11 protein-coding genes are annotated in these 14,033 nt (G+C 57.4%); 9 read left to right on the forward strand and 2 right to left on the reverse strand.

Annotated elements, in window-relative coordinates; genetic code table 11:
• Positions 1-55: 55 nt before the first annotated feature.
• Together KI810_RS12385 and KI810_RS12390 are read right to left on the reverse strand one after the other, a co-directional pair.
• Complete coding sequence (locus KI810_RS12385) at positions 56-469, reverse strand: hypothetical protein (RefSeq protein ID WP_214175864.1); 414 nt, start codon at positions 467-469, stop codon at positions 56-58.
• 102 nt (positions 470-571) lie between these two features.
• On the reverse strand, positions 572-3,796 hold the full coding sequence (locus KI810_RS12390) for a YhdP family protein (RefSeq protein WP_246525572.1): 3,225 nt from the start codon (positions 3,794-3,796) through the stop codon (positions 572-574).
• Positions 3,797-3,919: 123 nt separating this feature from the next.
• Between KI810_RS12390 and smc the strand changes: the two genes are divergently transcribed.
• From smc to tyrS, 9 genes are all read left to right on the forward strand, one after another.
• Complete coding sequence (gene smc, locus KI810_RS12395) at positions 3,920-7,450, forward strand: chromosome segregation protein SMC (protein ID WP_214175865.1); 3,531 nt, start codon at positions 3,920-3,922, stop codon at positions 7,448-7,450.
• An 81-nt stretch (positions 7,451-7,531) separates the two neighbouring features.
• Positions 7,532-7,891: a roadblock/LC7 domain-containing protein gene (locus KI810_RS12400; RefSeq protein ID WP_214175866.1), complete on the forward strand. Its 360-nt coding sequence runs from the start codon at positions 7,532-7,534 to the stop codon at positions 7,889-7,891.
• Between the two features lies 1 nt (position 7,892).
• Positions 7,893-8,918 carry a signal recognition particle-docking protein FtsY gene (ftsY, locus tag KI810_RS12405; RefSeq protein ID WP_214175867.1) on the forward strand — a complete coding sequence of 342 codons (1,026 nt, stop codon included), beginning with the start codon at positions 7,893-7,895 and terminating at the stop codon, positions 8,916-8,918.
• A 55-nt stretch (positions 8,919-8,973) separates the two neighbouring features.
• A complete protein-coding gene (gene zapB / locus KI810_RS12410; RefSeq protein WP_214175868.1) occupies positions 8,974-9,150 on the forward strand; it encodes a cell division protein ZapB in 177 nt (58 codons plus the stop codon).
• 32 nt (positions 9,151-9,182) lie between these two features.
• Positions 9,183-9,437, forward strand: coding sequence for a cell division protein ZapA (locus tag KI810_RS12415; protein ID WP_246525608.1), 255 nt, complete (start codon positions 9,183-9,185; stop codon positions 9,435-9,437).
• A gap of 336 nt (positions 9,438-9,773) precedes the next feature.
• Positions 9,774-10,337: a 5-formyltetrahydrofolate cyclo-ligase gene (locus KI810_RS12420; protein ID WP_214175870.1), complete on the forward strand. Its 564-nt coding sequence runs from the start codon at positions 9,774-9,776 to the stop codon at positions 10,335-10,337.
• Positions 10,338-10,364: 27 nt separating this feature from the next.
• A complete protein-coding gene (rny, locus tag KI810_RS12425) occupies positions 10,365-11,927 on the forward strand; it encodes a ribonuclease Y (protein WP_214175871.1) in 1,563 nt (520 codons plus the stop codon).
• Positions 11,917-12,705: a TIGR00282 family metallophosphoesterase gene (locus KI810_RS12430; protein WP_214175872.1), complete on the forward strand. Its 789-nt coding sequence runs from the start codon at positions 11,917-11,919 to the stop codon at positions 12,703-12,705. Before rny ends, KI810_RS12430 begins: the two co-directional genes overlap by 11 nt.
• Positions 12,706-12,742: 37 nt before the next feature.
• On the forward strand, positions 12,743-13,960 hold the full coding sequence (tyrS, locus tag KI810_RS12435) for a tyrosine--tRNA ligase (protein WP_214175873.1): 1,218 nt from the start codon (positions 12,743-12,745) through the stop codon (positions 13,958-13,960).
• The last annotated feature ends 73 nt before the right edge of the window (positions 13,961-14,033 follow it).

The following is a 14,033-nucleotide window of genomic DNA, read 5'->3' on the forward strand; positions in this document are numbered from 1 at the left end:
AGGCGAAACCACCATCGGTTTCGCCTTGCTGATTAAATTGAAAGAAATATGCGCCCTAGTTGACTTTCAGGCCCGGAGCGAAGATGATCTTGTCGAAGGTTCTCTTCAGGGTCTTGCTCTGGAAATTGACCATGGGGGGAGAGTCGGGGAATTCGACGACATCGCCCACCTTGACCTTGGTCTGCATGACTGCTACCCACAACTTCTGTCCCTTCTCTTCCACTTCGATGTAAGTGTAGCCGGCAGCATCCATTGTCTGCACAACTTTCCCCTTGTGACCGACGCCAGCCGGAATTTCCTGGGGCTTGAGACCAGCATGGGGGTCACCACCGCCAGGCTGGGCGGCAGGCATCTGCTGGGCAGGCATGCCACCTTGGGGAGCCATGCCTTTGGGGGCTTCTTCCTTCTTCTGGCAACCGGCGGCCGCAAGTGCCATGACTGCAAGAACCACCACTACTGTTTTTTTCACGGGTATCCTCCTGATGAGTTGTTGTGACCATTGAGAAAAATAGCATACCCGGCAATTTATTGACAATAAAAAAAGTGAGCTGCGCATGAGAAATATCTCATGTCACTTGCCCATAATGACTTCGCCGGTGTTGGTTATCAGCTTTGCAGGGAGTTGGAATATCCTCTTGAAGATGTCAAATACCCCCTTGGCCATGGAATCGATGGGGATGGCCGTGACGTCAGGGTCATTTATCTTCCCCTTCGCGACAAAATAGGCGGAAACGAGGGTCCGCTCTTTGCCGGTAAGCACCCACCCCACGATGGGAATCCTGCTTACCACCTTGTCAACCGTCTGGAGAGGCTGGGTGCCGATGGTGACGTCGAGTTCTTCCCTGACCAGGTTGATACTGCCCACGACCGAGATATTGATGGCGTTGCTTTTTATGAAGAGGTCGCGGGTGGAAACAATGCCGTCGCTTACGGCAAGGGTGCCGGTGATGTCGTTGAAGGGCATGCCACCGGAAACCATATCCGGGAGTTGCAATTTCAGCAACTGGGAGACATTGAGGATGGAGAAAACCTTTGAAAGGGTGGCGAATTTGCGCAGAAGCCCCTTCTCCACATGGATACGGGTCGAGCCGAGGGATGTCCGCAGGATTTCGTCAGCCGTTTTCCCCTTGGCGGTGAGGTCCCCCTGCATGGAAAGGTTTCCCATTATTTCCTGCTGTTTCATGCCAATTGCCCGGGCGAGTTGGTCGGCACTGGCGTTGTCAATAGTGTAATTCACCTGGTAACGGGGGGCGTCGTCCATGCCGAAATCGATCCGTGCCTTGCCGGCGATCGCCCCTCCAAATGCTGCCATTTCTGTCTGCTGCAGGTAGAGTATCCTGTTTTCATAGTGGACGTCGGTGTGGAGCTGCTGAAAGGGGAAATCTGCGAACCTGCCGGCATTGGCATCGACCCTGGCGTTAAGTGCCAGGCGGGTACGGGGGGTGTTCGCCTTTTTCAGAGGCTCAAGTTCCGCCAGCAGGATGATGTCATCCACATCCAGGTACGTGGATGCCACGGTCAGGTCGAGTTTGGGGTTGCGCAGGTCCTGGACGGTTCCCCTGACGTTGAGGGATGTATTGTTGAGTTTGGTAGAGAGGGACTTGATCTGGAGATTATGGTTCTTGAGATCGATACTCCCTTCGACCCCGGTCAGTTTTACCTCCTTGCGGGGTACACCGAAGCCCAGGTCTGCCATGTCAAGAAGTGGCGAGAAAAAACTCAGATTGAGGGTCGGATTGCCGAAGCCGACCAGTTTCCCCTTGCCGTAGATGGTTGACGTGCCGAGGCGAGCCGTGAGTTGGGATGTTTCCAGGCTGTCGCCGTTGAAATTGATGGTGCCGGAGAGGTTGCTGACGGGGCGGACTGTTTCCGCCGGCTTAAAGGCAAAACCGTTGAAGGCGACGCTTCCGCTCCAGGAGAGGTCGTCGATGCTCTTCCCCTGGCTTGTCGCACGTACCGATGCCTGTAGTGAGCCCACCGGCTGGTACGTATGTACCTTGGGGAGCATGCCGGCCACTTCCTGAAGGGGAAAGGGATTTGATTTGAAGGCCAGTTCCAGGCGGGGAGAGTCGGTATAGCGATAAACGGCGCTGATTGCCAGATCCATGGGGGCGAGCCGGTAGCGCAGAAGGCTGATTCTTGCCTCCTGCTTTGAGATGGTTCCCGCCACCGAAAGGATGTTGGCCCGTCCCATGGGCTTGCTGATCATGTCGGGATAACTGTAGGAAGCCTGTCCCAGGTTCCATTCCCCTGTCAACCGGTATCCGCTGGTAAAACCTTCCCCTGTCAGCCGAAGAGGCGCGTCTCCACTGTAAGAAAGTTTTTTGCCACGCTCAGGTCCGAGCAGCCAGGCCACTTCCGCCTGGTGCGGTGTCATGGACATGGTGAAGGGGTAGCCCGACGGGGTGTTGAGGGGATAGTCGGTGATCTTCCCGTCAAGCGTGAAGGGAGAGGTGCCGAAGTTGCCGGACATGCCGATGAGGTTGAAGTTTTTGCCGCGCATTTCCAGGGTGCCGCTGATCCCGTTGAAGGCAGGAATCTGGGGCCCGTAACTGACGACCCCCTGCTGCACCCGCCCCTTTATGAACAGGACGTCGTAATTGGTCCCCTGCTCCATGTGGAGGATCTGGCTGATCCTCCCATTGAGGCGCCCGTCGTCCAGTTTGTAGATGCCACCCTTGATGTGCTGCTCGATAAAATCTGCGGTGTCCTTGACGATGATTCCGTAGGGTATGTACTGGGCGAAATACTGCAGGTTGAACTGGGATGTAACCGCCCGCGCCGTTATGCGCGGGTCGCTTGTATGGATATCCCCAATGGAGCAGCTTCCCTTGACGTTCAGGGCGTCTACCGTAAAGTCGAGTTCCTTGACGTTGACTTCCCGGGGGGTGACCGCCATGTCGTAGGAGAAATGGAGGTCCTTCGGGGTGAGAACCGCATGAAAAACCTGGGGGTAATCGAAGCGCAGACCGGCAATCCGTATTTTCCCCCGGGAGGTGAAGTCAGCGAGTTTTCCCTTGAACGTGCTGTCCAGGTCGACCCTGGCCAAGACCTGGCGAAATGGCACATAGCCGCTGTAGTAAGGCCAGTAGGGAGTTGCATCGAGGTTCTTCCCCTTGACGCTGATGTTTACCGTTGTGTCGCTGGCGGGTTTCCCTTTCGAAGGGATGGTAGCCTTGCCAGTGAGGGAGAGGCTTCCCTTTTGACCATTGTCCAGAACCGTGGTGGCGATTTTGATGGTGCAGGTCTTGCCACGGCCGATGTGGTCAAGGTTGAGGTCGGTATCTTCAAGGAGAGTGACGACTCCCTGGGGGGCGACCGCCAGGTCGGTGAAGCGGATGCGCCCTTTCTGAAGTTGCACCCCCCTGATCTGGAGCGGGACTCCCTCTGGCCGCTCTTCCAGGAGGTCGCTGATGTTGAGGCGGCCGGTCCGGTCGCGGACCAGTTCGACGGCAGGTTTTTCCAGTACCAGGTCGCGCAGTACGATCTTTTTCTTCAAGAGCGGCAAGAGGGCAACCTTGATAACCAAGCGGTCGGCACCGATAAACGTGGAGGTGCCATCCTTTTCCTTTACCACTACCTTTGTGAACGTGAACGTCGGGAAGATGTGGTAGGAAAACTCACCCGTTTCGTAAGACACCTGCCGGCTGAGGGATTGCTGGACCTGTGCCAGGATCTGATCCCTGTAGCTGTCGAGATGGAGCAACCGGGGAAGGATAAGGGTGGCAGCCAACGCCATCAGGAGCAGGAGTGCGAGGGATGCGAGGAGATAGGATTTCTTGGGGATCAGCCGCATGAAAGGAAGTATAGATGATTTCCCACGCACTGTAAATTGCGAATCCGTGCGGGTAGAGCGCCCCGCTGCGTCCCATCTATTCCTTTACAATAAATCCCCTCCTCTGCTACTATACGGCGGTTTATGAGAATCAAACGACTTGAAATACTCGGTTTCAAATCTTTTGTGGAAAAAGTCTCGTTTGACTTCACCGAAGGGATTACCGCCATTGTCGGACCGAACGGTTGCGGCAAGTCCAATGTGGTCGATGCCATACGCTGGGTCATGGGGGAGCAGTCCGCCAAAAATCTGCGGGGCAGGCAGATGGAGGACGTCATTTTCGGCGGCAGCGAATTTCGCAAGCCGCTCGGGATGGCGGAGGTTTCGCTGGTCTTTTCAACCGAGGACGGCCGTGTGCCGGCCAGATATCTGGACTACAGCGAAATCCAGGTGACCCGGCGGCTCTACCGGGACGGAACGAGCGAATACTACCTCAACAAGACCCCCTGCCGTCTTCTGGATATCTCCGAACTGTTCATGGATACCGGTGTCGGGGCGCGGGCCTACTCGATCATTGAGCAGGGAAGGATCGGCATGATCCTTCTTGCCAAACCGGAAGAGCGCCGCTTCCTCATCGAGGAAGCGGCCGGCGTGACCAAATTCAAGTCTCGCAAGCAGGTTGCCCTCAAGAAGATCGAGGTGACCCGGCAGAACCTGCTCCGGATCGGTGATATCGTCGCGGAGATCCGGCGGCAGCTCAATTCTCTCCAGCGGCAAGCGAAAAAGGCGGAAAAATTCCGGGAATACCGGGAGGAACTGAAGGAAATAGACCTGCGGGGAGCCGTCCGGCAGTACCTGACGGTCATGGGCGAAAAAGATCGCCTTGCCGGCGGGCTGGAGGAGCTGAACACGGCAGTGGCCGCCCTGGCGCTGCAATTGGAGCGCGGGGAACTGGCCCTGGAGGAGCGTCGCATAGCTCTCCTCGAAGAGGAAAAGGCTCTCACCGCGGCCCAGGAGGAGATCTTCCGTGCAAAGGGTGAGCTGCAGGCCTGCGAGAACCGTCTGGAATTCCAGCGCAAGGAGCAGCTCAACCTCGAACGGCACCGGGAACGCTTTACGGGGGAACTTGAAGGTCTTGCCAGACAGTTGTTCGAAGCGGAAGCCGAGCTGAAGATGCTGGAAGACAGGAAGGGGACTTTCGCGTCCGAACTGGCCGGCGAGGAGCAGACCCTCCAGGATATGGAGCGGGAACTCGAAGGATTCACCGCGGCGGAAGGCGCGCTTGCGGCAGAACAGGATGAGTCTCGCCGGGAGCTTTTTTCGGTCCTGTCCCAGGTCGCTCAGCAGAGTAACATTCAAGGAGGGGCTGTCAAACGTCTTGAAGCACTGGATGAGCGGTGCGAGAGGAGCCGGCGTGAAGATGCCGTGCTCAGGGAAAAGCTCGCTGAGGCGAGCCGGCGTGTGGAGGAGCTGAGCCAGTCCCTCCAGATGCTTGCTACCGGCAAGGCCTCGCTGGTGGAGGAGCAGGCCCGACTGAAGGTGAGGGAAGAGGAGCTGAAGCTTTGCCTGGTCCGGCTCGACGACGACCTGCAGAGTGCACGCAATGACCTGAGCAGCAAGGGCTCCCGGCTCCATTCCCTGCAGGAGCTCGAAGCCCAGTTTGCCGGCTATGGCCAGGGGGTTCGCTCCCTGTTCCTTTCAGAACACTTCAAAGGGCGTTTCGACGGTGTCGTGGCGGATTTCCTCGAGACGGACGAGGAATGCGAAGCTGCACTTGAAGCGGTGCTGGGGGACCGTCTTCAGTATGTACTTGGCGGAGGAGAAGCGGCAGTGGGGGATGCAATTGCCCACCTGCAGGAAACCGGCGGCGGCCGGTGCAGTTTTCTTCTGGGAGGGGCCGATGGAACGCTGGACGGCCCAGTCCCCCGCACCATGCCGCGTCTTATCGACCGGGTCAGGATAGCCGACCAGTGCAAGGAGTTGATTGCCCCCCTGCTGATGGGGATTTACATCGCTCCCGACAGGGTGACCGCCATCGAACAGGTACGGCGCTACCCCCACCTGACCTTCGTCACCCTGAATGGCGATGTGGCTGCCAACGGCGGGGTTGTGACGGGGGGGGCTCTGGAAGCCGTTGCCCTGGGGTTGGTTCATAAAAAACGGGAGATCAAGGGGTTGTCCGTCGAGGTTGAGCATCTTGGTGCCAGGGTTCTGGAGCTGGAGAGGGAACGGGAACAGCTGCGCCGCGAGATTTCCGCTGTCGAGGAGGGGGAACGCAGCCTCAGGCAGCGGCTGCACCAGGCGGAGATAAACCTGCTCAATGCTGAAAAGGACCTGCAGCGGGTGCGGGAGGACCAGCAGCGGGTCGAGGAGAGGCTGGCGGTCAGGGGCATGGAGGATGGTCAGCTGGCCGAGGAGCGAGTGGTGCTGGAGCGGGAACTTGCTGCTTCCGGGGAGCAGAGAACGATGCTCGAAGCGCGGAAGGCCGTGCTGGAGGATAGATTGGCAGCCGTGCAGGAATCCCTGGTTGCGAGGCGCCAGGAAATCGAAGGTGCCCGGGAACGGCTGACTGCCATGAAGGTCCGGTCAGCTGCGCTCCGGGAGAAGCGCGAATCGAACCTTCGGGCAATCCGGCGAGTGGAGGAGCTTGGCAAAGACCTGCAAGGACGTATTGCCTCCCACGAAGAAGAGTTGAAAAAGAGCACGGCGGATCGTGAGCGAATTGCCGAGAGCATCGGCACCAGTGAGAAAGGTTTGCAGCAACTCCTGGCCCGGCAGCTGGAGGCCGAGGCTGCCCACGCTGCGGTCCGGGAAAGGTACGTGGCCGGGGCAGGCGTGATTCAGGAGGAGGAGGCCGGGCTCAAGGGGGTGCGTTCACGTCATGAGGCGTCCCGGCAGGCGCAGGCAGCCGCTAACCTCAAATTATCCGAATTGACCATGGGGGTGCAGCATCTGGAGAATTCGCTCCATGACCGGTACCGGGTGACCATGGCGGAACTGCTCCCCCTGTACCGAGATGTGGAGGTCGATGTGGACGGGGACGAGCGGCGCCAGGCGGAGCTGCAGCGGCTGGTGGACGAGATGGGGGAGGTGAATCTGACCGCCATCGACGACTATCGGGAGCTTGAGGAGCGTTTTTCCTTTCTTTCCACCCAGAAAAAAGACCTGGAGGAGTCACTCCATGGACTGCAGCAGGCGATCCAGCGCATCAACCGGACCACCCGAAAACGTTTTCTCGAAACGTTCCAGCAGGTCAACGCCAAGTTCCAGGAGGTGTTCCCGCGGCTCTTCTGCGGCGGTCGGGCGGAATTGCGGCTGACCAACGAAGAGGACCTTCTGGAAACCGGCATCGACATCATCGTTCAGCCGCCGGGGAAAAAGCTGCAGAACGTGACCCTGCTTTCTGGAGGGGAAAAGGCCCTGACGGCCGTAGCGCTCATCTTTTCCATTTTCCTCATCAAGCCTTCCCCTTTCTGCCTGCTTGACGAGGTGGACGCTCCCCTCGATGATGCCAATATCGGCCGCTTCAACGAGATGGTGCGGGAGATGACGGCCTTTGCCCAGTTTATCATGATCACCCACAGCAAGACCACCATGGCCGTGGCCGATACGCTCTACGGGGTTACCATGGAGGAGCCGGGGATATCGAAGCTGGTATCGGTAAAATTGCACTGAAGCAATGGACTAAAGCCTGGAAAATTTCTGCGCGGTAGTGACCGTTCACCGGTCACCATCACCGCCTTCAAGGAGCTGAAGGTGCCGTTCAAGACAATCCTCAGAGAACTGGTCGAAACCGTTCCCGGTGCCAGTGGAGCAATACTGGCGGACTGGGAGGGGGAAGCCGTGGAGCAGTACTGTCATTATGACGATTTCGAGCTGAAGGTGCTGGGTGCCCACAAGGGGATTCTTCTCAATCATTTCAAGGAACTGCATGCAGGGTTATCGACCGGAGATCTGGAAGAGGCGATCATTACCACCGCAACCCAGCACGTGATTGTTGGCGTTATCGGACCGGATTATTCGCTGGTGATGACGCTGAACCGGAGTGCCCTTCTCGGCCAGGCGCTCTACCACTTCCGTCGTGCGCTGAAACGGCTGACCAAGGAGATATGCTAGGATGGCAGACGAAAAAAAAGGATTTTTCAGTGGTCTGATGGGGAAGCTTGCCGGTGGGGGCGGTCAGCCACAGGAAACTGTGGCACCGCCTGTTACCGGGTCCGAAGCGACGCGCCCCGGCTTTTTCGAGCGCCTCAAGAAGGGGCTTTCAAGGACCCAGGAAAACCTTGTCGGACGCATCGATACACTGCTTCTTGGAAAAAAGCAGATCGACGCCGATACCCTGGAAGAGCTTGAAGAGATACTTATTACCGCGGATATCGGGGTCGCCACGTCGGTCGAATTGATCCGGACCCTTGAGCAGCGCCTGAAGCGGAACGAACTGCAGGACGGAGAAGCCCTCAAGCGGGCTCTCCGGGAGGAGATCCTGGCTCGTCTGGAAAAACATGCTGCGCCGCTTGACATTGCCAGCGCGACCCCTTTTGTCATCGTGGTCATCGGGGTGAACGGGGTCGGCAAAACCACTACCATCGGTAAACTGGCCAACCGCTATGCCCTGTCCGGAAAAAGGGTACTGCTGGCAGCTGCCGACACGTTTCGGGCCGCCGCTGCCGAACAGCTGGAAATATGGGGGGAACGGGCCGGTGTTGATGTGATCCGCCACCAGGAAGGGGCGGACCCCTCGGCGGTCGTCTTTGATGCCTGCAAGGCTGCCCTGGCCCGGAAGGCTGATCTGCTGATCATCGATACAGCAGGACGACTCCATACGAAAATAAACCTCATGGAGGAGATGAAAAAGATCCGGCGGGTGGTTGGGCGCGAAATTCCTGGGGCTCCCCACGAGACGCTGCTGGTCCTCGATGCAGCCACCGGTCAGAATGCGATCTCCCAGGCGAAGCTGTTCAAGGAGGCTGCCGAGGTTTCGGGAGTCGCCCTTACCAAACTTGACGGTTCGGCCAAGGGGGGGATCGTGGTGGCTGTCAGCAATGAGTTCCAGTTGCCGGTCAGATACATCGGTGTGGGAGAAGGCGTTGATGACCTCCGCGACTTTGAGCCGCAACAGTTTGTGGCGGCTCTTTTCCAATAATTGCCTTGACTTTTGAGGGGTTGTCCCCTATTATCGCACGCGAAAAGAGTCAAATATGGATGCGCAACTTATCGGAGAACTTGAGCAGCGGGTGGTCAGTCTGCTTGATGGCTATGCCAGTCTGAAGCAGGAGAACCTGCGGCTCCGGGAGGAAAATCGCCGGATGGTGGAAGAGCGGGAAATGCTCAAGCAGCGGGTCGATGCGATCCTCCGGAAGCTGGAAGAGGTATAGCACCGTTGATCGCATCCCATCGTATCTGTATCATGGGAAGGGAGCTGCAGGTGAGAAGTTCTGCCGCTCCCGAAGCAGTCAACGAAGTTGAGTCGTTTGTCAATGCCAAGCTGGCTGAGGTTTCAGCGGCAGTACCGGGCGGAGACACACAGGTAATGGCGATTCTCGCTCTCATGAATATAGCTGAGGCCTACCTTGCCGCTATGCGGGAGCGGGACAGCCTTACGTCGCAAGGAGAGGCGACGGTCCGCCGTCTCCTTGGCAGAATCGAACAGGACCTCAGCTGAAGGTTCAGGTCTCTTCAGGGAGACTTCATATATACAAAAGTTCGGGGTAGGAACGTTTTACCAGTCTTAACGCGGTAGGTTGTGTTTCAGTCGATAGCATACCCGTTTTGCTGATAGGTAGTCTGTAAGAGCATGTTCAATGGTAGTCGAAGGTGTTCAAGAATGTCGCTTTGCTTTTCCTGTATCCGCAGCCTGAGCTGAGCGGCTCTACCTAACAAGCCCGTCGAGATTTCCCCACCCGAACCGACCCCCCCCTGAGGACCATTCCACCGGGCCACGGCCCACAACTGTTCGTTTGCGTGTTTGTTTACCCTGTTGTACAGCGTGTGAGGGCCCATGCCGAAGAGGAGTCTCCGGCAGCAGATGCTTGCCCGTCGCAGGTGTCTCGATGCTGCCGAATACCTGGCCGCAAGTCTTCGCGCACAGAGAACCTTTCTGTCCACCGCCGAGTACGGGCGGGCGAAGGCACTGGCGCTCTATGCGCCGGTGCACAACGAGGTGGACACATCGCTGGTGCTCTCGACCTCTCTGGATAACGACAAACGGGTGTTCTATCCCGTTGTTGTCGGCTCTTCACTGGAGTTCAGGCTGGTAACCGGCAGCGGTGACTTGCATGCAGGCTCTTACGGAATTCTTGAACCGGCGGCCGGTTGTCCCGTAATGGCAGTCGAGGAAGCGGATGTAATCGTCGTTCCTGGTGTAGCCTATGACCTGACCGGGCACCGTATCGGTTATGGCAAAGGATATTACGACAAGGCTCTGCATCAACTGGAAGGGGAAGGGCATCTTGTGGGATTATGTTTCGACTTTCAGGTGGTGGAAGCCCTTCAGGGCGAGCCACACGATGTGAAGATGGATCTGGTGATTACTGACCGGAGGGCCATCCGCCCTCAGGATTGATCATAAAGAAGGGGAGGTACATTACAAATGGGCATTGAAATTGTCATACTAGCTGTTCTGGTTGCAGCGGCAGCCGGTTTTTTCGTCGGCAACCTGCTGCGCAAGAAAATGTCGGACTCATCGGTCTCCAGAGCTGAGGAGCAGGCAACCAAAATCATAGACGACGCTCGGCGTGAGGCTGAAACGGTTCTCAAGGAGGCTTCTCTTCAGGCCAAGGATGTTGTGTACCAGGCCAAGGCCGAATTCGAACGGGACACGAAAGACAAGCGCCGTGACCTGCAGGCATTGGAAAAACGCCTGCAGCAGAAAGAAGAAAACCTCGACAAGAAAATGGCCCTTTATGACCAGAGGGATGCCGACTTTGTCAAGCGTGAACAGACCCTGCTCAACCGTGAGCAGTCGCTGTCCCAGAAGGAAGAGAAAATCGGACAGTTGATAGATGAGCAACTCCGGAAGCTTGAAACTATTTCCGGGATGTCCTCTGCCGAGGCGAAGAAGGTCCTCATGGAAGCAATGGAAAGCGAAGCCAAGCTGGATGCGGCCAAGCGGATCAAACTCATTGAAGAAGAAGCCCGTGAGACTGCCGACAAGAAGTCGAAGGAAATCATGGCCCTGGCCATTCAGCGTTATGCAGGCGAGTATGTGGCTGAACGGACCGTATCGGTCGTGGCGCTCCCCTCTGACGAGATGAAAGGGCGGATCATAGGCCGTGAAGGGCGAAATATCCGCGCCCTGGAAGCCGCGACCGGTATCGATCTGATCATTGACGACACCCCGGAGGCGGTCATACTGTCAGGATTCAATCCGATTCGCCGTGAAGTTGCCAAGCTGTCCCTGGAAAAACTCATTGCCGATGGACGCATCCATCCGGGACGTATCGAAGAGGTTGTCGCCAAGGCCGAGGAAGAAGTTGAGCTGGCGATCAAGGAGGCGGGGGAGCAGGCTGCCTTCGATCTGGGCGTACATGGCATCCATCCCGAAATCCTCAAACTGATCGGTCGCCTCAGGTACCGGACCTCCTACAGCCAGAACGTCTATCTGCATTCCCTGGAGGTTGCATTCCTCTGCGGCATCATGGCGGCGGAACTGGGGATCAACGTCAAGCAGGCGAAGCGTGCGGGTCTCCTTCATGACTTGGGAAAGGCGGTGGACCACGAGGTGGAAGGGTCCCATGCTGTCATAGGGGCGGAACTGGCAAGAAAGTACGGCGAATCGCCTAAAATTGTCCACGCCATCATGGCGCACCACGAAGACGAAAAACCATCGACGGTGCTTGCCGTCCTGGTCCAGGCTGCTGATGCTCTCTCCGGAGCCCGTCCCGGAGCCCGGCGCGAGATGATGGAGACCTATGTCAAGCGTCTTGAGGACCTTGAGCGGATTGCCACCTCGTTTGCCGGAGTCAGCAACTCCTTTGCCATCCAGGCCGGGCGTGAAATCCGTGTCATGGTTTCTAGCGAGCAGGTGACCGACGATCAGGCCGTACTCCTTGCCAAGGACATCGCCAAGAAGGTGGAGGCAGAAATGACCTACCCCGGCCAGATCAAGGTCAACGTGATTCGGGAGACCAGGGCCGTCGACTATGCCCGTTAACATCCTGTTCATCGGTGACGTTATCGGGAAACCTGGCCGCCAGGCGGTGTCCCGGGAACTTCACCGCCTGGTGGACCGGTACCGGCTCGACCTGGTCATTGCCAATGGTGAAAATGCTGCCGGCGGTTTCGGTATTACCGAGGAGACTGCCAAGGACCTGTTCAAGAGTGGCATCCATTTTCTGACGTCCGGCAACCACATCTGGGACAAAAAGGATGCCCTGGAATTCATCGCGCGAGAGGAGCGCCTGATCCGCCCCGCCAACTACCCGCCGGGAACTGCCGGTCGGGGGAGCGCAGTGGTGAAAACACCCGGCGGGGCGAAGGTGGGAGTGCTCAACCTGGAAGGGAGAGTCTTCATGAACAACCTGGACTGCCCGTTTCGTACGGCGGACCGGGAAGTTGCACGGCTCAGGGAAGAAACTTCGATCATCTTCGTCGATTTCCACGCCGAGGCAACGTCAGAGAAGGCTTCCCTTGGCTGGTACCTGGATGGGAGGGTCAGTGCGGTGGTCGGCACCCATACCCACGTCCAGACGGCCGATGAGCGGATTTTACCGGGAGGCACCGCCTACCTGACCGATGCCGGTATGACGGGTGCCTTCGATTCGGTAATCGGGGTTCGGAAGGACGAGCCGATCGAAAAATTTCTCACCCAGGTGCCGGTAAAGTTCGAGATCGCCAAAAACAATCTGCGCCTGAACGGCGTAGTGGTTACGGTGGACGAAGATACGGGCCGGGCCCTTGGTGTTGAGCGGGTCAATCTGGAGTGCACGTGAAGCGGATCCAGTATTTTTCTGTGTGAGGGGAATTGTCATGACGGTAGCCGAGCAGATGGAGATCATCAAGCGTGGAGCGGTCGAAATCCTGCTGGAGAAGGAACTCCAGGAGAAACTGGAAAAATCCGCCAAGACCGGGACCCCACTGAGAATAAAGGCCGGCTTCGACCCGACTGCTCCCGACCTGCACCTGGGGCACACGGTGTTGATCCACAAGCTGCGGCAATTTCAGCAATTAGGCCATGAAGTCTGCTTTCTGATCGGGGACTTCACGGGAATGATCGGCGATCCGACGGGCAAATCGGAAACTCGCAAGCCGCTGACCCGCGAGGATGTTCTCCGAAATGCCGAAACCTACAAGGAACAGGTGTTCAAGATACTCGATCCCGCCAAAACCAGGGTGGTCTTCAATTCGGAGTGGCTTGGGAAGCTTTCCGCCACCGACATGATAGGTCTTGCTGCCAAGTACACCGTTGCCCGCATGCTGGAGCGGGAGGATTTCAGCAACCGGTTTGCAAATCAACTCCCTATAAGTATCCACGAATTCCTCTATCCCCTCATCCAGGGGTATGACTCCGTGGCACTCCAGGCCGATGTGGAACTTGGAGGGACGGATCAGAAATTCAATCTCCTCGTCGGGCGTGAACTGCAGCGCGAATGGGGGCAAACACCCCAGACGGTAATCACCATGCCGCTGCTGGAGGGTCTCGACGGCGTCAACAAGATGTCCAAGTCGCTCGGCAATTACATCGGCATCAATGAGCCGGCCGATGAGATATTCGGCAAGGTCATGTCTGTTTCCGACACACTGATGCTTCGCTACTATGAACTGTTGAGTGACCTCTCGCTTGCTGGGCTGGAGGAATTGAAGAGGTCGATCAAGGACGGGACACTCCATCCGATGGAGGCGAAGAAGCGGCTTGGCCGGGAGATGGTCACCCGTTACCATGGTGCTGCCGCTGCTGTGCAGGCGGAAGAAAATTTCGTCAAGCGCTTTAGGGACAACCAGACCCCCGACGATATGCCAGAAGTAACCATTGCCGCCGAGGGTGAAAAAATACTCCTCTGCAAGCTTTTGGCCCAGGCAAGCCTTGTTCCCTCCAACAGCGAGGGGCGCCGTGCCATCCAGCAGGGCGGGGTCAAGGTGAATGGCGAGAAGGTTGCCGACGAAAACCTGGAAATCAAGTGCGCTGGCGAGTATGTCATCCAGGTTGGCAAGCGACGTTTTGCCCGGGTAATATTTAATCCGAATTAACCAAAAACATCTTGACGTGGCGAGGGTGGTTTGATATAAACACGTCTTTCGCCGGGCGGGGAAGCGAGACGCC

It is taken from the genome of Geomobilimonas luticola (assembly GCF_018476905.1).
Lineage (GTDB): Bacteria > Desulfobacterota > Desulfuromonadia > Geobacterales > Geobacteraceae > Geomobilimonas > Geomobilimonas luticola.

Excerpts from the sequence above, each read along its gene's own strand:
- KI810_RS12430 (WP_214175872.1), top strand. The coding sequence starts at position 11,917 with ATGCCCGTTAACATCCTGTTCATCGGTGACGTTATCGGGAAACCTGGC.
- KI810_RS12415 (WP_246525608.1), top strand. The coding sequence starts at position 9,183 with ATGGGAAGGGAGCTGCAGGTGAGAAGTTCTGCCGCTCCCGAAGCAGTC.
- zapB (WP_214175868.1), top strand. The coding sequence starts at position 8,974 with ATGGATGCGCAACTTATCGGAGAACTTGAGCAGCGGGTGGTCAGTCTG.
- KI810_RS12390 (WP_246525572.1), bottom strand. The coding sequence starts at position 3,796 with ATGCGGCTGATCCCCAAGAAATCCTATCTCCTCGCATCCCTCGCACTC.
- smc (WP_214175865.1), top strand. The coding sequence starts at position 3,920 with ATGAGAATCAAACGACTTGAAATACTCGGTTTCAAATCTTTTGTGGAA.
- tyrS (WP_214175873.1), top strand. The coding sequence starts at position 12,743 with ATGACGGTAGCCGAGCAGATGGAGATCATCAAGCGTGGAGCGGTCGAA.
- KI810_RS12420 (WP_214175870.1), top strand. The coding sequence starts at position 9,774 with ATGCCGAAGAGGAGTCTCCGGCAGCAGATGCTTGCCCGTCGCAGGTGT.
- rny (WP_214175871.1), top strand. The coding sequence starts at position 10,365 with ATGGGCATTGAAATTGTCATACTAGCTGTTCTGGTTGCAGCGGCAGCC.
- ftsY (WP_214175867.1), top strand. The coding sequence starts at position 7,893 with ATGGCAGACGAAAAAAAAGGATTTTTCAGTGGTCTGATGGGGAAGCTT.